The sequence below is a fragment of the Methylobacillus sp. DLP286 genome (genome assembly GCF_056636515.1).
The window spans coordinates 1,588,928-1,610,601 of sequence record NZ_CM153145.1 but is presented as its reverse complement, the minus strand read 5'-3'; the positions used below and the strand labels follow the sequence as shown (position 1 = coordinate 1,610,601).

Here is a 21,674-nt window from a genome sequence, read left to right as displayed (position 1 = left end):
AAGCCATGATTCTTGCCGCAGGCCGTGGCGAACGCATGCGGCCGCTGACCGACACGACGCCCAAACCCCTGCTGCAGGTCGGAGGCAAGCCGCTCATTGTCTGGCACCTGGAGCGCTTGGCAGAGGCGGGTTTCAAGGATGTCGTCATCAACCATGCGCACCTGGGGCAGCAAATAGAAAGCGCTTTGGGGGATGGGACGCATTGGGGCTTGTCCATTTCTTACTCTCCCGAGCAGGTCGCGCTGGAAACGGCAGGCGGCATTGCCAACGCGCTGCCCTTGCTCGGGGACGAACCGTTTCTCGTGGTCAACGGCGACGTGTTCTGCGATATTGATTTCGCGCAGTTGCGCGATGGTTTGCGTCCCGGCCATCTGGCGTACCTCGCCCTGGTGGACAATCCGCCGCAGCATGCAAATGGCGATTTTGCGCTGGACGACGGCAAACTGCTGGTGGACGGCCGCAACCGGCTGACTTTCTCTGGCGTGGCCGTTTATGACCCTGCCTTGTTCAAGGGCGTAGTGCGGGGCGATGTCGCCAAATTGGCGCCCTTGCTGAAGGAAGCCATCATGCGAGACCAGGCTGCAGCTTTCCACCATCAGGGTGTCTGGCACGACATCGGCACGCCGGAGCGGCTGCAAAGCTTAGACCAGCAGCTGCGCCAGCAGGCATGAACGCCATCATCATTAATCACGAGCCTTATGGAGCGTACTTGTCATCGTGCCAGTTGAAACAGTGAAAATCGAAGAATTCAAGGCGCGCAGGCAGGCGCTGATGCAGAAGATGGTTCATGGCGTGGCGGTTATTCCCACTGCAGCCGAGGCGGTTCGTAACCGCGATAGCCATTATCCCTACCGCTTCGACAGTTATTTCTATTACCTGACCGGGTTTGAAGAACCTGAATCCGTCGTATTGCTCGTTGCCGGTGAAGCTCCCAAAAGCATCCTGTTCTGCCGCGACAAGGACATCGAGCGTGAAATCTGGGATGGATTCCGTCACGGCCCTTCAGGCGCGCGCGAGGTCTTCGGGTTCGACGAGGCATACAGCATCAGCGAGCTCGACCAGCGCGTGGGCGAATATCTTGCCAACCAGCCGCAGCTGTTTTTTGCGTTTGGCGCCGACCCGGCCTGGGACCAGAGGCTCGGCGGCTGGCTGAAGCACCTTGCCAGCCAGGCGCGCAGCGGCATTGCCGCTCCTGCTGCGATTGTCGATGTGCGCCGCCTGCTGGACGACATGCGCTTGATCAAGTCCCCTTATGAGCTGGAACTGATGCGCAAGGCCGCAAAAATCACGGTGGATGCGCATAAGCGCGCCATGCAGGAGGCTAGGCCGGGCATGATGGAGTACGAAGTCGAGGCGGAGATACTCCATGAATTCTACCGGCATGGCAGCCGCGCGCCTGCCTACACTTCCATCGTGGCCGGCGGCGGCAATGCCTGCGTGCTGCATTACGTCACCAACCAGAACAGGCTCAACGATGGCGACCTGCTGTTGATCGATGCCGGATGCGAATTGGAGGGGTATGCCGCCGACATTACGCGCACCTTTCCCGTGAACGGCAAGTTCAGCGCCGTGCAAAAGGATGTTTATGAGCTGGTGCTGGCCGCCCAGGAGGCGGCGATTGCGCAAGTCAGGCCCGGCCGGCACTGGAATGCGCCGCATGAGGCCGCACTGAATGTATTGGTGCAGGGCCTGATCGATTTCGGTTTGTGCCAGGGATCATTGGACGGCGTGCTGGAGTCGGGCGATTACCGGCGCTTCTATATGCACCGCACGGGCCATTGGCTCGGTCTGGACGTGCATGATGCGGGAGAGTACAAGCAGGCGGACGGCGCCTGGCGCCCATTGCAGCCAGGCATGGCGCTGACGGTGGAGCCGGGCTGCTACATCCGGCCGGCGGAGAACGTGCCGGAGCATTTCTGGAATATCGGCATCCGCATTGAGGACAATGCCATTGTCACAGCAGACGGGCATGAGATCACCACGGCAGCTGCGCCGAAAACGGTGCAGGAAATCGAAGACTGGATGGCGGCATCATGAGCATGGCGGCGGAACACGACCTGTTGATCGTGGGGGGCGGTCCGGTCGGGGCCACCCTGGCTCTGGCCCTGCAATGCAAGGGCATCGATGCGACCGTGCTAGAGGCGCGCGCCTGCGGGGCCGCACACCATGACCAGCGCGCCTTGGCATTATCCTACGGCAGCATCCTGATTCTTGAACGCCTTGGCTTGTGGGCCGGGCTCAAGCCCAAGGCGACGGCCATCGATACCATTCATGTGTCACAACGCGGCAGCCTTGGGCGCAGCCTGCTCAAGGCCGAGGATCACGGCCAGCCAGCGCTGGGCTACGTGCTTTCTTACGGAGACCTTTCTGCCGCATTGGATGGGGCAATCCAGCAGTTTCCCGGCATCCAGGTGCACTACGAGGCAGAGGCGCTTGCCATCCGGCCGAACCGTGAAGCGGCGCAGGTTGAATACCGATACCAGGCGCAAACATATTCCAGTAAAAGCAGGATGGCGGTGCTGGCGGATGGCGGACGCAGTTTGGCGGACATTCCCGGCCTGGAGCGTGAAACCAAGCATTACGGGCATGATGCGCTGGTGAGCAAGGTCTCGTGCGAGCTGCCTCATGACAACATTGCCTACGAGCGCTTCACGCCGGCCGGGCCGGTGGCATTGCTGCCGAATGGCGACCGGGATTTCTCCCTGGTCTGGACTGGCAAGGCGGAGGAAGTGCAAGCGCTCCTGGCGCTGGATGACGTTGCCTTTCTGGAAGCCTTGCATACCCATTTCGGCGACCGGGTCGGGCGCTTCCTCACGGTGGGCAAACGTCTCAGCTTCCCGCTCAAGCTGTCCTACCTCAAGCCCGTCACGGCGCCGCATCTTGCGGTGATCGGCAATGCGGCCCAGACCATGCACCCGGTCGCCGGGCAGGGGTTCAACGTCGGCATGCGGGATGCCTGGGAGCTGGCGCAATTGCTGGCCCAAACGCCGCTTGACGAATGGGGCATGGACGGGATGATGCAGGCCTACCAGGCGAGCCGCAAGGCGGATACCCGCGGCGGTTTGCTGTTCACCGATTTTCTCGTCAACGTGTTCTCCAACGATATCGTCGGCTTACGCAAGATCCGCTCTCTGGGATTGGGCCTGCTGGACATGGTGCCGTTGGCCAAGCAGCACCTGGTCAGCAAGATGAGCTTCGGGCCCAAGGGGTAGCATGGCAAACAGCGTTAACATGGAAAAAATGCTGGCATGGCAAATTTGAAACATGAGTTTGACATCATGGTGCTGGGCGCCGGCCTGGTCGGCGTCGCGGCGGCGGTAGCGCTCAAGCTGCAAGGGCATCGCGTGGCCCTGCTTGAGCGGGGCAAGGCCGGAGCCGAGCCGGCCGGGACTGAGTTGGCCGAGTGGGACAGCCGGATTTATGCCGTGAGTCCGGGCAATGTCGCCTGGCTGGAGCAATTGGGCGTTTGGCAACTGCTGGACGCCGGCCGCTTTTGTGCGGTGGACAGCATGCAGATATGGAGCGACGACGGCGCTGCGCTGGAACTGGACGCCTATGCCGCCGGCCTGGCGAACCTGAGCGTGATTGTCGAGGGCAACCGCCTGCAGCAGGCCTTGCTTGCCAAGCTTGGCAGCCTGGAAGTGCCGTTGATCGACGAGGCCGGCATCGAACAGGTTGCCTGGAATACGGATTATGTCGCGCTGCATGCAGCCAACGGCGAAACCTATACTGCCGCGTTGCTGGTCGGGGCCGACGGGGCTTCTTCCTGGCTGCGCGGACAGGCTGATATTACGGTGAAGCGGCATGATTATGCCCAGATGGGCGTCGTGGCCAATTTTGCATGCGAGCGTCCGCACCAGTCGCAAGCTTGCCAATGGTTCCGCGGCAACGATGTGCTCGCCTGGCTGCCGTTGCCGCAGCAGCATATTTCCATCGTGTGGTCGGTGGATAATGCCAGGGCGCAGGCCTTGACGACGCTGGATGCTGATACACTGGCGCAAGAGGTGGCCGCCGCCGGGCATCATCGCCTGGGCCAATTGACGCTGGTGACTCCGGCACAGGCTTTTCCGCTGGCGATGCAGGAAACAAGCAGCCTGGTCAAGCCCGGCCTGGCATTGGTGGGGGATGCGGCGCATCAGGTCCATCCATTGGCGGGGCAAGGGGTGAACCTGGGTTTCCGCGACGTGCAGGCGCTGGTTGAAGCGGTTTCAGGCAGGCAGTCCAGGCGCCGTCCGGGCGACGTATTCGTGCTGCGCAGTTACGAGCGGGCACGCAAGGCCGATATGATGTCCATGCGCTTGTTGACGCATGGGCTGAGCAGTTTGTATGCACATCCCGCGCCCTGGCTCAGGATGTTGCGCAATGGGGGTATGCAATGCTTGAACCGCATGCCGGCGTTAAAAAAGCAATTGATGCAGCATGCGGTTATTTGATTTTGAATCACAGGGAAAGAATTTAGCTTATGTCTAAGAAGTGGATTGCAATATTGGCGGCCTCGTTCTTCGCGGCGCATGCCTGGGCGGATGAAGCCAGTCTGAAGAAAACGATAGAGGCGACCTATCCCAAGGTCAAGATAGATAGCGTGGTGAAGACGCCTTATGCCGGTTTGTACGAAGTCTTCCTCGATGGCCAGATTATCTATACCGATGACAAGTTCAGCTTCCTGATCGCCGAGGGGCGGTTGGTCGAGCCCAAGACCAAGCGCGATATCACTGGCGAGCGCATGGATGAGTTGACCAAGGTCGATTTTGCTTCCCTGCCGCTGGACCAGGCCGTCAAGGTGGTCAAGGGCAACGGCAGCCGCAAACTGGTGGTGTTTTCCGATCCTGATTGCCCTTACTGCAAGCGCCTCGAGCAAAAGGAACTCAGCAACATCAACGACGTGACGATCTATACCTTCCTGTTCCCGCTGGAGCAACTGCATCCCGATGCCGCCAACAAGTCGCGCGCCATCTGGTGCGCGCCAGACCGTGCCAAGGCGTGGAACGACTGGATATTGAATGGGCAATTGCCCAAGGCGCAAGGAACTTGCGATACCCCGATCGAAAAATTGGCGGAGCTGGGCCGCAAGATTAACGTGACCAGCACGCCCACCCTGATTTTTGCGGACGGCAAGCGCATGCTGGGCGCATATCCGGCCAAGGATATCGAGAAGGCCATGACCGCAGCAGCCTCCGGCGCTAAAAAGTAAAAGGCTTGTTTGCCCAATAAAAAAGGGAGCTTTTGCTCCCTTTTGGTTTTGTAGCGTTGCTTGGTGCCTGTTCACGATCTTTTCATGGGGTACGCATGGCTTCAAACATGCCTGCTCTGCGTTACAGGGCTCTTAGACCACCTGGCCCATCTTGAATATCGGCAGGTACATGGCGATGACCAAGCCGCCGATCAGGGTGCCGAGCACGACCATGATGATAGGCTCCATCAGGCTGGAGAGTGCTTCCACGGCGTCATCCACTTCCCCTTCGTAAAAGTCGGCCACCTTGCCCAGCATCGAGTCCAGGGCGCCGGATTCCTCGCCGATGGCCACCATTTGCAGCACCATGTTGGGGAACACCTCGGTGTTCTGCATCGCCACGGTCAGGCTGGCGCCTGTGCTGATCTCGCTTTGCACCTTCTTGGTGGCATCGTAATAAACCCGGTTGCCTGAAGCGCCTGCGACCGAGTCCAACGCCTCGACCAGCGGGACGCCGGCGGCGAACATGGTGGACAAGGTGCGTGAGAAGCGCGCGATCGTGGCCTTGCGGATCACCTCGCCGAAAATGGGCAGCTTGAGCAGCAGCCTGTCCATGCTCGACTGCATCTTCTCCGAACGCTTCCAGGTGTAGAAGAAGAACCAGAGCGCGCCGCCAATCGACCCGAAGATGGCCCACCAGTAATCGACGAAAAAGTCGGAGATCGCCATCACCATCACGGTGGGGGCGGGCAGGTCGGCGCCGAAACTGCTGAACAGCTCCTTGAACGCGGGAATCACGAAAATCATGATGACGGCGGTGATCACGAATGCCACCACGATGATGGAGACAGGGTAGAACAGCGCGGACTTGATCTTGCCCTTGATCGCGAGGATCTTTTCCTTGTAGGTGGCAAGCCGGTCCAGCAGCGAATCCAGGATGCCGGCCTGTTCGCCTGCCCCCACGAGGTTGCAGAACAGGTTGTCGAAATACAATGGGTATTTTCGGAACGCCTGGCTCAGGCTGCTGCCGGTTTCCACGTCGGCCTTGATGTCGCCGAGCAGCTTGCTCACCGCGGGGTTGCTATGTCCTTTGCCGACGATATCGAACGCCTGCAGCAGTGGAACGCCGGCCTTCATCATGGTGGCGAGCTGGCGGGTGAACAAGGTCACGTCCTTGTCCGTAATCTTGCCGCCGGTCTTGAAACGCTGCTTGGTGACCTTGACGACGTTGACGCCCTGGCGGCGCAGCGTGGCCTTGACGAACGCCTCACCGCTGGCTTTCATCTCCCCCTTGACGCGCTTGCCTTTCCTGTCCGTACCCTCCCAGGCGTACGTGACTTCCTTGGTTTCCTTGGCAGCCATGGCTTCCTATATCGTTTTATTCGTTGGTGACAGCTTCAATTTCTTCCAGCGAGGTGAGGCCCTGCTTGACCTTGAGCAGGCCGGACTGCCGCAAGTCGCGGACACCTTCCCGCTGCGCCTGGTCTGCAATGTCGTGCGATGTGCCGTTTTTCATGATGATGCGGCTCATCTCCTCGGATACCGGCATGACCTGGTAAATCCCCACCCGGCCCTTGTAGCCCTGGTTGCAGTGCTCGCATCCCTCTGCATTTGCCGCATAAGGCTGCCAGCTGCCGTCCAGGTCTTCCTCCTTGAAACCGATGTCCAGCAAGGCTTCGCGCGGGATGTCGGCAGGCACCCTGCAATGCGGGCACAGTTTGCGCGCCAGGCGTTGTGCTGTTATTAACGACACGGCAGAGGCAATATTGAAGGGGGCGACGCCCATATTGACCAAGCGGGTCAATGTAGAAGGGGCATCGTTGGTATGCAGGGTGGAAAGCACCATATGGCCGGTGGACGCAGCCTTGATCGCCATGTCGGCGGTTTCCAGGTCGCGGATTTCCCCGATCATGATGATGTCGGGGTCCTGGCGCAGGAAGGATTTCAGGGCGGCTGCAAACGTGAGGCCCTGCTTGTCGTTGACGTTGACCTGGTTGATGCCGGCCAGCGGGATTTCCGCAGGGTCTTCCGCAGTGGAGATATTCACGCCGGGTTCGTTGAGGATGTTCAGGCAGGTATACAGCGAAACCGTTTTCCCCGACCCGGTCGGCCCGGTGACCAACACCAGGCCGTAGGGCCGGGTAACCGCATGGAGCAAAGCCTCTTTTTGGTCGGGCTCGTAGCCTAGCGCATCGATTCCGAGCTGGGCGCTGCTGGGGTCGAGGATACGCATCACGATCTTTTCGCCATTGATCAACGGCAGCGTGCTGACGCGGAAGTCGATAGTGCGCGTCTTGGACAGCACCAGTTTCATGCGGCCGTCCTGGGGGACGCGTTTTTCCGAGATGTCGAGGTTGGAGATCACCTTGATGCGCGACGCCAGCTTCTCCTTGATCGCGAGGGGCGGCTGGGCGATCTCGCGCAGGATGCCGTCGACGCGGTAGCGGATGCGGTAGAACTTTTCATAGGGCTCGAAATGCAGGTCTGATGCGCCCATATTGATCGCGTCGAGCAGGATTTTCTGGATATATTTGACGATAGGGGCGTCTTCAATCTCTATCGCTTGCTCTGGCTCGCTGTCCTTTTCTTCTGCTTCCAGGCCGAAATCGTCCTCGCTGATCAGCGACTGCATGGTGGTATCGCTTGCTTCCACCAGCTTGTCTATCCATTTTCCCAGCTTGTCGTCTTCGACAATGACCGGCACCAGTGTCTTGCCGGTCTGGAACTGGACCTCGTCCAGCATATGCAGGTTAGTGGGATCGGATAAGCCCACAAACATATTGTTGCCGCGATTGTATAGCGTAATGGCGCGGTAGCTCTGCATGAGCTGCGGGCTGATGCCCTTGCCGGGCAGGAAGTCAGGGTTCAGCGTGTTGAGGTCCAGCAACGGATAGCCGAAAGCGTGGGAACATGCCTGGGCGATTTGCAGTGCGGTGAACCTGCGGGATTGCAGCAGTTGGCTGATGAATGAATGTTGCTTGTTGTTGGCGGCGGTTTGGATGATAATGGCTTCATCCTCGCTCAACAGTTTTTGATGAATCAACACACGAGCGAGTCCGCCCAGTTTGTTAGGTACGGTGACAGCAGCCATTGATCTTCAAGCCAATCTTATCCTTGATTAACGCGGAGTCCCCAGTGATGATGCATGCTGGCATTTTTTTTGTAAAGCGTTGGGGAACTTTATGCATGGTACGCTGAATATAACGGCATGGTTATGAGAAAAATAACAATTATCGTCTAAAAAGCGCTTGACTTATTCCAATAACCCACGTAAAAACGCAACAGGCGTTTGGAATTCGAGTGCATTGTAGCCGGCAACTACCGACTTTAATTCTTGAAGTACAAACTTTTGGGGTCGCCTCCCCTTAGATATATGCAAGGAAGTATTGAAATGGCAACAGGTACCGTAAAGTGGTTTAATGATTCCAAAGGTTTTGGTTTCATTACCCCGGACGATGGTGGCGACGATTTGTTCGCACACTTCTCCGCAATTGTAGAAGCTGGCTACAAGAGTCTGAAGGAAGGTCAACGCGTATCATTTGATGTTACCGAAGGCCCTAAGGGCAAGCAGGCTTCTAATATTCAGAAGGCTTAAGCTTGGCTCGCTGATGACTGTATAGTCTTCACGATAAAAAGGCCGGAGAAATCCGGCCTTTTTTATTTTGCCAGCCCATCAGGGCTGACATACGTCATCACATATGCTTGACGATTTCCGCACCGAATTCCGCACTGCCCACTTGCGTGGCGCCGTCCATTTGGGATGAAAAATCATGAGTGACGCGTTTTGCCTGGATCGCCTTGGCAACACCATTAATCACCAGGTCGGCGGCTTCGATCCATCCCAGGTGGCGCAGCATCATTTCCGCCGACAAGATCAGCGAGCTAGGGTTGGCGATATCCTTGCCGGCGATCTTGGGAGCCGTGCCATGGGTAGCCTCGAACATGGCAACGGTATCCGAGATATTGGCGCCAGGGGCAATCCCGATGCCGCCAACCTGGGCCGCGAGCGCATCTGAAATATAGTCGCCGTTCAGGTTCAGGGTGGCCACTACGTCGTAGTCTGCAGGATGCAGCAGGATTTCCTGCAGGAACGCATCGGCGATGCAATCCTTGATGACGATGCCGTTGGGCAGCTTGCACCATGGTCCGCCGTCGATCTCGACCGCGCCGAATTCTTCCTTGGCGACTTCGTAGCCCCAGTTCTTGAACCCGCCTTCGGTGAACTTCATGATGTTGCCCTTGTGGGCAATGGTCACGGACTTGCGGTTGTTGTCGATGGCATACTGGATTGCCTTGCGCACCAGGCGCTTGCTGCCATCGATCGAAACCGGCTTGATGCCGATGGCGGAAGCTTCAGGGAAGCGGATTTTCTTGCGCACGCCCATGTCGCTGAGGAAGTCCACCACCTTCTTCACTTCGTCGGTGCCGGCAGCCCATTCGATACCGGCATAAATGTCCTCGGTATTCTCGCGGAAAATCACCATATCGGTTTTTTCAGGATGCTTGACCGGGCTGGGCACGCCCTGGAAATACTGGATGGGGCGCAAGCAAACATACAGGTCCAGCTCTTGGCGCAAAGTCACGTTGAGCGAGCGGATGCCGCCGCCGACTGGCGTGGTCAAGGGGCCTTTGATGGAAATGACATAATCCTTGACGGCCTTGAGCGTTTCATCCGGCAACCAAGTGTTGTCGCCATAGGTCTTCACGGCTTTTTCGCCGGCATACACTTCCATCCAGGCGATGGCGCGCTTGCCGCCATAGGCCTTGGCGACGGCGCTGTCGACGACATGGCGCATGGGCGGGGTGATGTCGACGCCGATACCGTCGCCTTCGATAAATGGGATAATCGGGTGATCGGGAACGTTGAGCGTGTTGTCCGCGTTAACGCTGATCTTCTCGCCAGTGGTGGGTACTTTGATTTTTGTAGACATTCAGAACTATCCTATTCAAACGCTAGAGATACGGGCGCAATCATTCCATGAGACCAAGATGCTGATTTTATTCAATAAGCCCTACGGTGTAATTTGCCAGTTCAGTCCCCATGAAAAGCACAAGACATTGAAGGATTATATTGCTGTGCCAGGGGTTTATGCCGCTGGGCGGCTTGATACCGACAGTGAAGGTCTGCTTATTCTAACCGATGATGGGCGACTTCAACACCGCATATCGCATCCCAGGCACAAAGAATTCAAAACTTACTGGGTGCAGGTCGAGGGCGATCCCACGGATGAGGCATTGGAGCCGCTGCGGCATGGGGTGGACCTGGGCGACTTCGTTACCCAGCCCGCGAAGGTCAGGCGGATAGAGGAGCCGGCCGGGTTGTGGCCAAGAAATCCGCCGATCCGCGAACGCAAGGTTATCCCGACCGCATGGCTGGAGATGATCATCAGCGAGGGCAAGAACCGCCAGGTGCGCCGGATGACTGCCAAGGTGGGGTTTCCCACATTGCGCCTGGTGCGCCATGCCGTTGGGCAGCATACGATCGATGGCATCGCGCCCGGGGAGTGGAGGCGGCTCTAGCCGGCCCAAATCATATGGCCGGATATGTTAAACTCCGGTTCTTATCCGTATATACCATAGTAGATACCATCCATGTCCGGCAATAGCATAGGCACCCTGTTTACCCTGACTTCTTTTGGCGAATCGCACGGCCCGGCCATCGGCGGCGTGATCGATGGCTGCCCGCCGGGGCTGGAGCTGTCGGCAGAGGATATCCAGCAGGAGCTGGATCGCCGCAAGCCTGGCACTTCGCGTCATGTCACCCAGCGCAAGGAGCCGGATACCGTGGAGATATTGTCCGGCGTCTTCGAGGGCAGGACGACCGGTACGCCGATCGGTTTGCTGATCCGTAACCAGGACCAGCGTAGCCAGGATTACGGCAAGATCGCCGAGACTTTCCGTCCGGGGCATGCCGACTACACCTATTGGCAGAAGTACGGCATTCGCGACTATCGCGGCGGCGGCCGCTCCAGTGCGCGAGAGACGGCGGTGCGCGTCGCGGCGGGCGCGATCGCCAAGAAGTGGCTCAAACAGCGCTATGGCGTCACCATCCGCGGCTATATGAGCCAGCTGGGGGAAATCCAGATTCCTTTCAGCTCATGGGATGCAGTGAACCAGAATGCCTTTTTTGCGCCGAACGAGTCCATCCTGCCAGAGCTAGAGGCCTATCTCGACCGCATCCGCAACGAGCGAGACTCCGTGGGGGCGAGGATCACCGTGGTCGCCGAAGGCGTGCCGGTGGGCTGGGGCGAGCCGGTCTACGACCGCCTGGACGCGGACATTGCCCATGCCATGATGGGGATCAATGCCGCCAAGGGCGTGGAAATCGGCGACGGGTTCGCCAGCGTGGCCCAGCGCGGATCGGTGCATGGCGACGAGCTGACGCCGCAGGGATTCGCCAGCAACCATGCTGGCGGCATACTCGGCGGCATTTCCAGCGGGCAGGAGATCATCGCCCATGTCGCGTTCAAGCCGACTTCCAGCATTCCGCAATTGCGCCATTCCATCGACAAGCAGGGAGCGGCGCTGGAAATGCAGACCACGGGCCGCCATGACCCTTGCGTGGGCGTGCGCGCCACGCCTATCGTGGAAGCCATGATGGCGCTGGTGCTGATGGACCACGCCTTGCGCCACCGCGCCCAGAATGCCGACGTCTCGGTGGATACCATCAAGCTCTGAGGGTCTTCACCACCATGCAGGCGGGCAGTGTATCGACGATGACTAAGCTGTCCGTTTGTATTAAGCCAGCATGAAAATGCATGCTCCCTTGCCTTATTGGCGCTTGTCCGGCTTTTACTTTGCCTATTTCGGCTTCGTCGGCGCTTTTACCCCGTTCTGGACGTTGTATCTCAAGTCCCTGGCGTTCAGCGCCTTCCAGATCGCCATCCTGATGTCGCTGTTCCAGATTGCCCGCAGTTTCTCACCCAGCCTGTGGGGCTGGGTGGCAGACCATCGTGGGCATCGTGTCCCGATTATCCAATTCCTCGCGGGAGCCAGCCTGCTGGCTTATGTCGGCGTGTTTTTCGGCAACAGTTTTTACTGGCTGTTCGCCATCATGCTGACCTTGAGTTTTTTCTGGAGCGCTTCCTTGCCCTTGATCGAGGCGGTTACCTTGGGCCATCTTGGAGAGAGGCTGGACCGCTATGGGCATATCCGCCTCTGGGGCTCGATAGGGTTCGTTGTCGCGGTCATTGGACTGGGGTATGCCGTGCAATATTTGGGCATGATGGCGTTGCTGTGGGTGATCCTGGTCTTGCTGGCTGCCGTCTGGGGCTTGTCATGGCGCCTGGCGGATCCGCTGGTGACGTTGCAGCATCATGGTAGCGATGGTTCCTGGTGGGCGATATTGCGCAGGCGCGAGGTCATTGCGCTGATGGCCGCCTGTTTCGCCATGTCAGCCGCGCATGGCGTCTACTACACTTTCTACTCGATTTACCTGGTGGACCACGGCTACAGCAAAGGGATTATCGGCTGGCTGTGGGGGCTGGGCGTGATGTGCGAAATCATGGTGTTCCTCTACATGCCCAGGCTATTTGCCCTTTTCGGCTTGCGGCGCATCATGCTCGCCAGCCTGTTCCTGGCATTCGTGCGCTTCTTCGTGATCGGCTGGGCCGTGGATGTCTGGTGGCTGATCGTGCTTGCGCAGACATTGCACGCGGCGACATTCGGGTCTTACCATGCGGCGGCGGTTGCGCTGACGCACCGGTATTTCAAGGGTAAGCACCAATCCAAGGGGCAGGGCCTGTATACCAGCATTTCCTATGGCGTTGGCGGGACACTGGGCGCCGTGATCAGCGGCTTTGCCTGGGAAAGCATTGGCCCGAGCTGGACATTTACCGCATCCGCGCTATGCTCGGCTTTATCTTTTTCATGTTTATGATGCGGGAAGATTAAGAGCCGCTAACAAAACCCAGCGAAGTGATTCTGGCTAGGCGTTCTGCCGCAGACAGTACAACAAGTACGGCAAGGCTGGGCAACAACGCCAGAAGGGGTTTGTCAGCGGCTCTAAAAAGGGGAAACAATGCGGATATTGATGTGGGTGCTGCCATGGCTGTTGCCTTCGCTGGCATGGGCAGAAACCCAGGTGAACATCGTGGGGCTGTTCCAGGGCAAGGCGATCGTGGTCGTCAATGGCGGCAAGCCGCGCACCCTCTCGGCAGGGGAAGTGAGCCCTGAAGGCATCCGCCTGGTTTCCGCCAGCAGCGACAAGGCGGTGATCGAGGTGGACGGCTTCAAGCGGGAACTGGGCATGGGACAGGCGATCGCGCTGCCAAGCAAGGATGCCGCGGCAGGCGGCAGCGTGACATTGTATGCCGATTCGACCGGGCACCATTTCGTCGAAGGCCAGATCAATGGCGCGTCATTGCGCTTCCTGGTGGATACGGGCGCATCCGCCATCGTCATGAACAGCGGCGACGCCAAGTATGCCAAGATCGATTACAAGCGCGGCATTCCCGTATCCGTTCAGACGGCGAACGGCGTGGCCAATGCCTACAAGGTGGTGATCAATCACGTACGGCTCAACGGCCTGGTATTGAGCCAGGTGGACGGGCTGGTGATGGAGGGCGGCTCGCCCGCGGTCGTGCTGTTGGGCATGAGCGCGCTCAACCGCATGGAAATGAAGCGCGAAGGCATCGCGCTGACGCTGACCAAGAAATATTAAGCATCTGGATTCAGCAAATAAAAGCGGCAGCCTAGGCTGCCGTTTTTTGTGTCAGCACGAATGCGTTGCGCTTACTTGCGCTTGTCCTTTTCGATCAGGGCGTACGCGGAGTGGTTGTGGATGGATTCGAAGTTTTCCGATTCCACGGTGTAATTCACGACGCGTGCCTCGGCATTGAGCTGGGCCGCGACATCGCGCACGATATCCTCGACGAATTTCGGGTTGTCGTAGGCGCGCTCGGTGACGTACTTTTCGTCGGGGCGCTTGAGCAGGCCATACACTTCGCAGGAAGCCTGGTCTTCCACCAGGCGGATGATGTCTTCCACCCAGATGAAGTCGTTGATCAGGGCTGTCACGGTGACGTGCGAGCGCTGGTTGTGCGCGCCGTAGTCCGATATCTTCTTGGAGCATGGGCAGAGGCTGGTCACGGGCACGACGACCTTGACGGTGATGTCGTACTTGCCCTTGTTGATTTCGCCGATGAAAGTCACTTCATAGTCGGACAGGCTTTGCACGCCGGAAACCGGGGCGGCCTTGTTGACGAAATACGGGAAGGTCATCTCGACGTGGCCGGACTCGGCATCGAGGCGCTCCACCATCGCGCGCAGGATGCTTTCGAACGATTCCACCGATATTTCGCGCTCGTTGTTGTTGAGTATCTCAACGAAGCGCGACATGTGCGTGCCCTTGAAGTTGTGCGGCAGGAACACGTACATGTTGAAGTTCGCAACGGTATGCTGGACGCCGCCGGTCTTGTCCTTGACCTTGACCGGGTGGCGGATGGATTTGATCCCTACCTTGTCAATGGCGAGCTGCCGGGTGTCCGGGGTGTTCTGCACATCTTCAATCGGCGGAATAGAGGGTTGGTTCATGGGATTCCTGAAATGCTATAAGTGAATTCGGTAATAGTTGAGTATACTACTTGGTTAATCTTTTCTCAATTGCGGCAACGATGCCCGTGGCATTGAGACCGCATTCCGCCAGCATGGTTTCATGCACGCCATGCTCGATGAACGTATCGGGCAGGCCGAGGCAGAGCACAGGCGTGTGAATGCCCGATGCCTGCATGGATTCCATCACGGCGGCGCCCGCGCCTCCCATGATGGCGTTTTCCTCAACGGTGACGATGAGGTCATGGCTCTGTGCCAGCTGGCTGACCAGGCTTGTATCCAGCGGCTTGACGAAGCGCATGTTGGCCACGGTGGCATCCAGGGTTTCGGCAGCTTCCAGCGCTGGGCTCAGCATGCTGCCGAACGCGAGGATCGCCACACGGCTGCCCTGCCTGCGCAGCTCGCCCTTGCCGATCGGCAGCGACTGCATTTCACTGGCGATGGCTGCACCCGGGCCGCCGCCGCGCGGATAACGCACGGCGGATGGGCCGTTGTGCTGATAAGCCGTGTACAGCATTTGCCGGCATTCATTTTCGTCGCTTGGCGTCATGACGATAATATTGGGGATGCAGCGCAGGTAGCTGAGGTCGAAGCTGCCTGCATGTGTCGGACCGTCCGCACCCACCAGGCCGGCGCGGTCGATCGCGAACATCACCGGCAGGTTCTGCAAGGCGATATCGTGGATGAACTGGTCGTATGCGCGTTGCAGGAATGTGGAGTAGATCGCGACGACCGGCTTCAGGCCGTCGCATGCCATGCCGGCGGCGAAAGTGAGCGCATGCTGTTCGGCGATGCCGACGTCGTAGAAGCGGTCTGGGAATTGCTCGGCAAAGGCATTGAGGCCGGAGCCGTCGCACATGGCGGGGGTAATGCCGATCAGGCGCTCGTCCTGGGCGGCCATGTCCACCAGCCAGTCGCTGAACACTTGCGTATAGGTTTTCTTGCCTGCCTGGGCAATCGAGCAACCGTTGCTGGGGTCGAACTTGCCGACGCCGTGGAACTTGCCCGGGTTGTCCTCGGCAGGCTGGTAGCCGTGGCCTTTCTGCGTCGCGATATGCAGGAACTGCGGACCCTTGAGCTCGCGGATATTGCGCAATGTCGCGATCAATACATCGATGTCGTGGCCGTCGATCGGGCCGATGTAGTTGAAGCCGAACTCCTCAAATAGCGTGCCGGGAGTCACCATGCCCTTCACGTGCTCTTCCGCGCGCTTAGCGAATTCGCGTACCGGGGGCATGACGCCCAGCACCTTCTCGCCGGAGCGGCGCATCGAGGTATACAGCGGCCCTGACAGCAGTTTTGCCAGATAGTTGGTCAGCGCGCCGACATTGGGCGATATCGACATGTCGTTGTCATTGAGGATCACCAGGATGTTGGCATCCATGGCGCCCGCGTTATTGAGCGCCTCGAACGCCATGCCTGCGGTCATGGCGCCATCGCCGATCACGGCGATCGAATGACGATCGGAGCCGCTTTTTTGTGCCGCAATCGCCATGCCGAGCGCGGCGGAAATGGAGGTGCTGGAGTGCCCGGTGCCAAACGTGTCGTAAATGCTTTCGTCCCGGCGTGGAAATCCGGCAATGCCGCCAGGCCTGCGCAGGTTGCCCATCTCTTCCCGGCGGCCGGTGAGTATCTTGTGAGGGTAGGTTTGGTGCCCCACGTCCCAGACCAAGCGGTCTTCCGGCGTATTGAATACATAGTGCAAGGCGATGGTGAGTTCGACCACGCCCAGGTTGGAGGACAGGTGCCCGCCCGTTTGCGCGACGCTATTGACGAGAAAGCCGCGTAATTGCCTGGCAAGCTCATGCAGCTCCCTGCGGTCAAGCCTGCGCAGTTGCTCTGGTGAGTTGATGCGTTCTAGCAGTTCGTACATGGCTGGTTCGCTTAAAAGCTACGTTGAGTAATGAAGTGCGCCACCTGCTTCAGCTGGCTGGCGGCTTCGCCATAAGGCGCCAGCGGCGCGAGCGCGTCGTCCAGCAATTCCTGCGCCAAGCGCTTGGCGTGGTCTATGCCCAGGATCGTGACATAAGTCGGCTTGTCGCTTTCGGCGTCCTTGCCTGCCGTCTTGCCCAGGGTCTCGCTGTCGGCCTCTGCGTCGAGAATGTCGTCCACTACCTGGAAAGCGAGCCCGATGGCTTGAGCATAATGGTCGATTGCATGTAGTTGCGCTTGGTCCAGCTCGTCGGCGCAATGCGCGCCAAGCAGGGCTGCGGCACGGATCAGGGCTCCGGTTTTGTGGATATGCATGTATTCCAGCTCGGATTGGTCGAGCGCCTTGCCTACGCTGGCAAGGTCGATCGCTTGCCCGCCCGCCATGCCGCGCGAACCGCTGGCGATAGCCAGCAGGTTGACCATTTCCAGTTGCCTGCCTGGATCGGTGCATAAGCCCGGCGTCGCCAGCGATTGGAACGCCAGCGTTTGCAAGGCGTCGCCTACCAACAGCGCTGTCGCGTCGTCATATTGCTTGTGACAGGACGGCTTGCCGCGGCGCAAGTCGTCGTCGTCCATGCATGGCATGTCGTCGTGCACGAGGGAATAAGCGTGGATCAATTCCACCGCGGCGGCTGCAATATCCACTTTCGCAGGGTTGGCGCCGCAGAGTTCGCCTGCCGCATGCGCAAGCAATGCGCGTACGCGTTTGCCTCCGCCCAATACGGCATAGCGCATGGCTTCATGCAGGCGGTTGGGGGAAATGTGCGATGCTGGAAGCAAGCTGTCCAGCGTGTGTTCCATACGTTGTTGGGTATGGTGGGCCCAGCTTTGGAAATCGGTCATTTAGCGTCGTTGTACGGTTGTAGCTGATTGGACTCGGTGAGGATGCGTACTTGCTGCTCAATGTCTGCCAGTGATTTCTGGCAGTGCTGCAATAGCTCCGAGCCGCGTTTGTAGGCGGCCAGGGATTGCTCAAGCGGCAGTTGGCCGGACTCGATCTGCCCGACCAGGCCCTCCAGCTCGGTCATGGCGGTTTCGAAGCTCAGGGCTTCAAATATGCTGGCTTGCGGATCGTCAGCCTTGGTTTTTTTACTCATGAAACAACCGGTGCAGGAGCATGTGGCACAACTCCATCAAGCTGTGCGTGCTCATTGCATTATTGTGAAAATAATGCGCCATTTTACGCCGAACTGCTTCTGTAAACCATGATTAAGTTAATGATAATCCGAGCTGCTGCTGCATGAAGCCGCGGATATCGCCGATCTCCTCCATGCAAACGGAATGTGGCATTGGGTATTCATGCAGTTCCAGGGAATATCCCTGGCTTTGCAATGCCTGTGCGGATGCATGGTAACGCGCCAGCGGAATGACATTGTCCAATGTGCCGTGCGCCATGAAGATGGGGATGTGCTGGTTGGCGGCATGCTTTTCTATGGAGAGGCTGTCAGCCAGCGCAAGATAAGTGGAAAGCGCCAATACTCCGGCAAGAGGAGCGGGGTGACGCAACGCGGTGTGCAGCGCAATGACGCCTCCCTGCGAGAAGCCCGCCAGCATGATGCGTTGGCTTGGAATCCCGCGTGCCAGTTCATTGGCGATCAGGGCTTCGACCTTTTCCTGGGTGGCGCGGATGCCATCGCCATCCTGGGCTGCACCCGGCTCGAAGCTGTAAATGTCATACCATGCGGGCATGGTATAGCCATGGTTGACCGTGACCGGGATTGCCGGAGCGTGCGGCAGGATGAAGCGCGTATGAGGCAGCGCCAGCTCGCGCACCACTGGCGCGAAATCGTTGCCGTCCGCGCCCAGGCCGTGCAGCCAGATCACGCTGTTGCGGATGGCGTCATCGGAGGAAATTTCAATACAATCAAGTAAGGGCATCAGTTCTGCCTGTGTTTGGAGCGAAAGCTGCATTCTGCCATGCAATCCAGCATATGGCATACGGCACATTCCCCATGTGCAAGGCTTTTACGCTATGCTTCTGTAAAATCAACGCACTGGCATAACCCGACAACCTCATTCCTGCATGCGTATTTCCCGTCTCTTTTCCCATCAACACATCCGCCTGTTGCTCGGTATACTGGTCACGATCCTATTGCTGGCCCATGTCGTGGGAGCCTTGAATCTGAGCTTCATACAAGCGATGGAGCGTTTTGCCTATGATGCCCGGCTGCAGTTGCTGACGCCGGGAGGGCTGGACGACCATATCGTCATCGTCGACATCGACGAAACCAGCCTGCAACAGGAGGGGCATTGGCCCTGGGGCCGCAACAAGCTGGCGCAATTGCTGGACAGGCTATTCGACCAGTACCAGGCCAGGCTGGTGGCATTTGATGTCGTGTTTGCCGAAAAGGACGAAAGTTCGGGCCTGGCGGCACTACAAACAATGCGGCAGGCGCAAATCAGCCAGCGGCCAGACATAGCACAGCTAATCGATGCGTTAGCGCCCGGGCTGGATTACGACCAGCAGTTTGCCGACAGCATGCGGGGGCGTAATGTCGTGCTGGGGTACTACTTCCGCCATGACGCCCGCATGCAGCACAACATTGGCGCATTGCCCCCGCCCGTGATGCAGGCGGAGGTGCTGGCCGGGCGCGATATTGCCTATCAGCAGGCCAGCGGGTACGGCGCCAACCTGCCGCTCTTGCAGCAACAGGCAAAAGCGGCAGGGCACTTCAATTCCGACCCGGACGAGGACGGCATTACCCGCCGCATTCCATTGCTGGTGGCATATCAGGATGGCGTATATGAAGCCTTGTCGCTGGCAGTGGCGCGCCAAGTATTGGGGAACGTGCAGGTGATGCCCGGTTTCTCCCACAGCATGCATTACGCCGGCATGGAATGGCTGGAGCTCGGCCAGCGGAAAATCCCGGTCGATGCCAACCTCAATGCATTGATTCCCTATCGCGGCAGGCAAGGGAGTTTTTCCTATGTTTCGGCTGCCGATGTATTGCACGGCAAGGTGCCACAGCAGCAACTGCAGGACCGGATTGTGCTGATCGGCACGACGGCGCCGGGCTTGATGGATTTGCGCGCGACCCCTGTGCAGAGTGTGTATCCCGGCGTGGAAATCCACGCCAACATGATCGCGGGCATCCTGGACGGCAGCGTCAGGCAGCAGCCGGCCTACACGTTGGGCGCCGAGTTCCTGCTGCTGATGCTTCTGGGCGTGGGGCTGTCCATCCTGCTGCCGCGCATGCGGCCTGTGCCTGCCACGATGTTGTCGGCGGCGGTGCTATCCCTGCTGGTATTGTCCAATCTCCTGTCATGGAAAATCGGCGTCGTGCTGCCATTGGCTTCGGCCTTGCTGCTCGTGGTCTTGCTCTATGTACTCAACATGAGCTACGGCTATTTCATCGAGTCGCGCAGCAAGCGCCACTTGGCACAACTATTCGGACAGTATGTGCCGCCGGAGCTGGTCGCGGAAATGGCAGCCCGGCCGAATCAACTCGGGCTGGAGGGAGAAAGCCGGGAGATGACGGTGCTGTTCTGCGATGTCCGCCGGTTCACCACCATCTCGGAAGCGCTTGATCCGCAAACGCTGGCCAAGCTCATGAACGAATACCTGACGGCGATGACGCGCGTCATACACCAGCACCGCGGCACCATAGACAAATATATGGGCGATGCCATCATGGCGTTCTGGGGCGCCCCGCTGCATGACGAACAGCATGCGGTCAATGCGGTCAACGCGTCCCTGGACATGGAGAGGGAGCTTGAGAAAGTGAATGCGGGTTTTCAGGAGAAAGGCTGGCCTGTCTTGAAAATAGGCATAGGCCTCAATACCGGCGAAATGACTGTGGGCAACATGGGTTCCGAGTTCCGCATGGCCTATACAGTGCTTGGCGATGCGGTCAACCTGGGTTCAAGATTGGAGAGCTTGTGCGAATATTATGCGGAACCTGTCATCGTGAGCGAGTTTGCTGTGCGGGCCGCAACGCAATATCTCTACCGTGAGTTGGACCTGATCCGTGTCAAGGGCAAGGATGCTCCGGTAAGGATCTATGCTCCCATCATGGTTGAAGATGCCGCGGCAGAACAGGAGTTGAATCAATACGAACTGGCATTGGCAGCCTACCGCCAGCAACAATGGCAGCAGGCCAATATTGCTTTTATGGCATTGCAAACTATGTATGGCGGGCGCAGGATTTACACGCTCTATCTTGAGCGCATCAACCATTTCAGCCGCCATGCGCCAGAAGCGGATTGGGATGGCGTATTCAACTTTGGAAGCAAGCGGGGGGAAGCATGATTGTCCAGGTATTGGGCTGCAGCGGCGGCATAGGCCAGGGCCTGCGTACGACATCTTTGCTTGTGGATGAAGATATCCTGGTCGATGCCGGCACTGGCGTGGGCGACCTCACCCTCGAGCAAATGTCGGCGATCGACCATGTGTTCCTCACCCATTCCCACCTCGACCATGTCGCTTTCCTGCCATTGCTGCTGGACGCCGTGCTGGGCAGGCGCGAACGGCCCGTGACAGTGCATGCGTTGCCGGAGACCATCGCCAGCCTCAAGACGCATATCTTCAATGGGCAAATCTGGCCCGACTTCAACCGGATTCCCACTCCCGAGCAACCGTTGCTGCAATATGCGCCTATAACGGTGAGAGACGAGGTTGAGATTGCCCGCCGCCGCATTGTGGCGCTCCCTGCCAACCATAGCGTGCCGGCAGTCGGCTATTTGCTCGATAGCGGCTCGGGCAGCCTTGCATTTACCGGCGATACCACCAGTTGCGACGAGTTCTGGCAAGTGCTGAACCAAGTAGACAATTTACGTCACCTGATCATCGAAGTGTCATTTACCGATGCCGAGATTGCCCTAGCTTTGATATCCCATCATTATTGCCCGGCATTGCTGCTGAATGGTTTAGATCGACTAAAGCCTCGTCCAGAAGTATGGGTTACGCACCTGAAGCCGGGCGAAGGGGAAGCTATCATGCAGGAGATTAGTGCAGTAATGCATGAACTGACACCACAAATGCTACAGCATGGACAAGTTCTAGAAGTTGATGCTTGATGCT

The 21,674-nt window shown here is 58.5% G+C and carries 20 protein-coding genes; 12 read left to right on the top strand and 8 right to left on the bottom strand.

Going from position 1 to position 21,674, the window contains the following annotated elements; translation table 11 throughout:
• Positions 1–5: 5 nt before the first annotated feature.
• From murU to ACWXTG_RS07785, 5 genes are read left to right on the top strand one after another with little or no spacing between them, the layout of a single operon-like run.
• A complete protein-coding gene (murU, locus tag ACWXTG_RS07805; protein ID WP_407993543.1) occupies positions 6–671 on the top strand; it encodes an N-acetylmuramate alpha-1-phosphate uridylyltransferase MurU in 666 nt (221 codons plus the stop codon).
• Between the two features lie 46 nt (positions 672–717).
• Positions 718–2,037 carry a Xaa-Pro aminopeptidase gene (pepP, locus tag ACWXTG_RS07800; protein ID WP_480219519.1) on the top strand — a complete coding sequence of 440 codons (1,320 nt, stop codon included), beginning with the start codon at positions 718–720 and terminating at the stop codon, positions 2,035–2,037.
• Between the two features lie 2 nt (positions 2,038–2,039).
• A complete protein-coding gene (locus tag ACWXTG_RS07795; RefSeq protein ID WP_480219518.1) occupies positions 2,040–3,212 on the top strand; it encodes an FAD-dependent monooxygenase in 1,173 nt (390 codons plus the stop codon).
• Between the two features lie 36 nt (positions 3,213–3,248).
• Positions 3,249–4,433 (top strand): FAD-dependent monooxygenase, encoded by a 1,185-nt coding sequence (locus tag ACWXTG_RS07790; protein ID WP_480219517.1) that lies wholly within the window; start codon positions 3,249–3,251, stop codon positions 4,431–4,433.
• A gap of 29 nt (positions 4,434–4,462) precedes the next feature.
• The gene (locus tag ACWXTG_RS07785) at positions 4,463–5,191 is read left to right on the top strand and encodes a DsbC family protein (RefSeq protein ID WP_457137943.1); all 729 of its coding nucleotides are present in this window, start codon (positions 4,463–4,465) and stop codon (positions 5,189–5,191) included.
• A 132-nt stretch (positions 5,192–5,323) separates the two neighbouring features.
• Here the strand turns inward: ACWXTG_RS07785 and ACWXTG_RS07780 are convergent, their stop codons facing one another.
• Both ACWXTG_RS07780 and pilB read right to left on the bottom strand, forming a co-directional pair.
• Complete coding sequence (locus ACWXTG_RS07780; protein WP_407992987.1) at positions 5,324–6,532, bottom strand: type II secretion system F family protein; 1,209 nt, start codon at positions 6,530–6,532, stop codon at positions 5,324–5,326.
• Positions 6,533–6,548: 16 nt separating this feature from the next.
• The gene (gene pilB / locus ACWXTG_RS07775) at positions 6,549–8,261 is read right to left on the bottom strand and encodes a type IV-A pilus assembly ATPase PilB (protein WP_480219516.1); all 1,713 of its coding nucleotides are present in this window, start codon (positions 8,259–8,261) and stop codon (positions 6,549–6,551) included.
• A gap of 300 nt (positions 8,262–8,561) precedes the next feature.
• Between pilB and ACWXTG_RS07770 the strand changes: the two genes are divergently transcribed.
• The gene (locus ACWXTG_RS07770; RefSeq protein ID WP_011480361.1) at positions 8,562–8,765 is read left to right on the top strand and encodes a cold-shock protein; all 204 of its coding nucleotides are present in this window, start codon (positions 8,562–8,564) and stop codon (positions 8,763–8,765) included.
• Positions 8,766–8,862: 97 nt separating this feature from the next.
• Here ACWXTG_RS07770 and icd read toward each other — a convergent pair whose 3' ends face one another.
• Positions 8,863–10,101, bottom strand: a complete 1,239-nt coding sequence (gene icd / locus ACWXTG_RS07765) for an NADP-dependent isocitrate dehydrogenase (RefSeq protein ID WP_480219515.1) — start codon at positions 10,099–10,101, stop codon at positions 8,863–8,865.
• Between the two features lie 58 nt (positions 10,102–10,159).
• Between icd and ACWXTG_RS07760 the strand changes: the two genes are divergently transcribed.
• The 4 genes from ACWXTG_RS07760 (at position 10,160) to ACWXTG_RS07745 (ending at position 13,832) form a co-directional block, all read left to right on the top strand.
• Entirely contained in the window at positions 10,160–10,690 is a 531-nt protein-coding gene (locus ACWXTG_RS07760; protein ID WP_480219514.1) for an rRNA large subunit pseudouridine synthase E, read from the top strand.
• A gap of 72 nt (positions 10,691–10,762) precedes the next feature.
• Positions 10,763–11,848, top strand: coding sequence for a chorismate synthase (aroC, locus tag ACWXTG_RS07755; RefSeq protein ID WP_480219513.1), 1,086 nt, complete (start codon positions 10,763–10,765; stop codon positions 11,846–11,848).
• Positions 11,849–11,924: 76 nt separating this feature from the next.
• The gene (locus tag ACWXTG_RS07750; RefSeq protein WP_480221218.1) at positions 11,925–13,049 is read left to right on the top strand and encodes an MFS transporter; all 1,125 of its coding nucleotides are present in this window, start codon (positions 11,925–11,927) and stop codon (positions 13,047–13,049) included.
• 141 nt (positions 13,050–13,190) lie between these two features.
• Positions 13,191–13,832: a retropepsin-like aspartic protease family protein gene (locus ACWXTG_RS07745; RefSeq protein WP_407992983.1), complete on the top strand. Its 642-nt coding sequence runs from the start codon at positions 13,191–13,193 to the stop codon at positions 13,830–13,832.
• A gap of 71 nt (positions 13,833–13,903) precedes the next feature.
• On the opposite strand, the gene folE2 is transcribed toward ACWXTG_RS07745, so the two are convergent.
• The 5 genes from folE2 to ACWXTG_RS07720 all read right to left on the bottom strand — a co-directional run bounded on the left by folE2 (position 13,904) and on the right by ACWXTG_RS07720 (position 18,532).
• Positions 13,904–14,704 carry a GTP cyclohydrolase FolE2 gene (gene folE2, locus ACWXTG_RS07740; RefSeq protein ID WP_309566354.1) on the bottom strand — a complete coding sequence of 267 codons (801 nt, stop codon included), beginning with the start codon at positions 14,702–14,704 and terminating at the stop codon, positions 13,904–13,906.
• 46 nt (positions 14,705–14,750) lie between these two features.
• A complete protein-coding gene (dxs, locus tag ACWXTG_RS07735) occupies positions 14,751–16,595 on the bottom strand; it encodes a 1-deoxy-D-xylulose-5-phosphate synthase (RefSeq protein WP_407992982.1) in 1,845 nt (614 codons plus the stop codon).
• Between the two features lie 11 nt (positions 16,596–16,606).
• Positions 16,607–17,497: a polyprenyl synthetase family protein gene (locus tag ACWXTG_RS07730; protein ID WP_407997292.1), complete on the bottom strand. Its 891-nt coding sequence runs from the start codon at positions 17,495–17,497 to the stop codon at positions 16,607–16,609.
• Positions 17,494–17,751 carry an exodeoxyribonuclease VII small subunit gene (gene xseB, locus ACWXTG_RS07725; RefSeq protein ID WP_309566357.1) on the bottom strand — a complete coding sequence of 86 codons (258 nt, stop codon included), beginning with the start codon at positions 17,749–17,751 and terminating at the stop codon, positions 17,494–17,496. Before xseB ends, ACWXTG_RS07730 begins: the two co-directional genes overlap by 4 nt.
• Positions 17,752–17,863: 112 nt before the next feature.
• On the bottom strand, positions 17,864–18,532 hold the full coding sequence (locus tag ACWXTG_RS07720; RefSeq protein WP_407992980.1) for an alpha/beta hydrolase: 669 nt from the start codon (positions 18,530–18,532) through the stop codon (positions 17,864–17,866).
• A 145-nt stretch (positions 18,533–18,677) separates the two neighbouring features.
• Between ACWXTG_RS07720 and ACWXTG_RS07715 the strand changes: the two genes are divergently transcribed.
• Both ACWXTG_RS07715 and ACWXTG_RS07710 read left to right on the top strand, forming a co-directional pair.
• Positions 18,678–20,903, top strand: coding sequence for a CHASE2 domain-containing protein (locus tag ACWXTG_RS07715; RefSeq protein WP_480219512.1), 2,226 nt, complete (start codon positions 18,678–18,680; stop codon positions 20,901–20,903).
• Positions 20,900–21,670 (top strand): 3',5'-cyclic-nucleotide phosphodiesterase, encoded by a 771-nt coding sequence (locus tag ACWXTG_RS07710; RefSeq protein ID WP_309566360.1) that lies wholly within the window; start codon positions 20,900–20,902, stop codon positions 21,668–21,670. Before ACWXTG_RS07715 ends, ACWXTG_RS07710 begins: the two co-directional genes overlap by 4 nt.
• Positions 21,671–21,674 lie beyond the last annotated feature (4 nt).

Bases quoted from the DNA above. Each gene is read 5' to 3' on its own strand.
- murU (WP_407993543.1), top strand. From the start codon at position 6: ATGATTCTTGCCGCAGGCCGTGGCGAACGCATGCGGCCGCTGACCGAC.
- ACWXTG_RS07795 (WP_480219518.1), top strand. From the start codon at position 2,040: ATGGCGGCGGAACACGACCTGTTGATCGTGGGGGGCGGTCCGGTCGGG.
- ACWXTG_RS07790 (WP_480219517.1), top strand. From the start codon at position 3,249: ATGGCAAATTTGAAACATGAGTTTGACATCATGGTGCTGGGCGCCGGC.
- ACWXTG_RS07785 (WP_457137943.1), top strand. From the start codon at position 4,463: ATGTCTAAGAAGTGGATTGCAATATTGGCGGCCTCGTTCTTCGCGGCG.
- ACWXTG_RS07780 (WP_407992987.1), bottom strand. From the start codon at position 6,532: ATGGCTGCCAAGGAAACCAAGGAAGTCACGTACGCCTGGGAGGGTACG.
- pilB (WP_480219516.1), bottom strand. From the start codon at position 8,261: ATGGCTGCTGTCACCGTACCTAACAAACTGGGCGGACTCGCTCGTGTG.
- ACWXTG_RS07770 (WP_011480361.1), top strand. From the start codon at position 8,562: ATGGCAACAGGTACCGTAAAGTGGTTTAATGATTCCAAAGGTTTTGGT.
- icd (WP_480219515.1), bottom strand. From the start codon at position 10,101: ATGTCTACAAAAATCAAAGTACCCACCACTGGCGAGAAGATCAGCGTT.
- ACWXTG_RS07760 (WP_480219514.1), top strand. From the start codon at position 10,160: ATGCTGATTTTATTCAATAAGCCCTACGGTGTAATTTGCCAGTTCAGT.
- aroC (WP_480219513.1), top strand. From the start codon at position 10,763: ATGTCCGGCAATAGCATAGGCACCCTGTTTACCCTGACTTCTTTTGGC.
- ACWXTG_RS07750 (WP_480221218.1), top strand. From the start codon at position 11,925: ATGCATGCTCCCTTGCCTTATTGGCGCTTGTCCGGCTTTTACTTTGCC.
- ACWXTG_RS07745 (WP_407992983.1), top strand. From the start codon at position 13,191: ATGCGGATATTGATGTGGGTGCTGCCATGGCTGTTGCCTTCGCTGGCA.
- folE2 (WP_309566354.1), bottom strand. From the start codon at position 14,704: ATGAACCAACCCTCTATTCCGCCGATTGAAGATGTGCAGAACACCCCG.
- dxs (WP_407992982.1), bottom strand. From the start codon at position 16,595: ATGTACGAACTGCTAGAACGCATCAACTCACCAGAGCAACTGCGCAGG.
- ACWXTG_RS07730 (WP_407997292.1), bottom strand. From the start codon at position 17,497: ATGACCGATTTCCAAAGCTGGGCCCACCATACCCAACAACGTATGGAA.
- xseB (WP_309566357.1), bottom strand. From the start codon at position 17,751: ATGAGTAAAAAAACCAAGGCTGACGATCCGCAAGCCAGCATATTTGAA.
- ACWXTG_RS07720 (WP_407992980.1), bottom strand. From the start codon at position 18,532: ATGCCCTTACTTGATTGTATTGAAATTTCCTCCGATGACGCCATCCGC.
- ACWXTG_RS07715 (WP_480219512.1), top strand. From the start codon at position 18,678: ATGCGTATTTCCCGTCTCTTTTCCCATCAACACATCCGCCTGTTGCTC.
- ACWXTG_RS07710 (WP_309566360.1), top strand. From the start codon at position 20,900: ATGATTGTCCAGGTATTGGGCTGCAGCGGCGGCATAGGCCAGGGCCTG.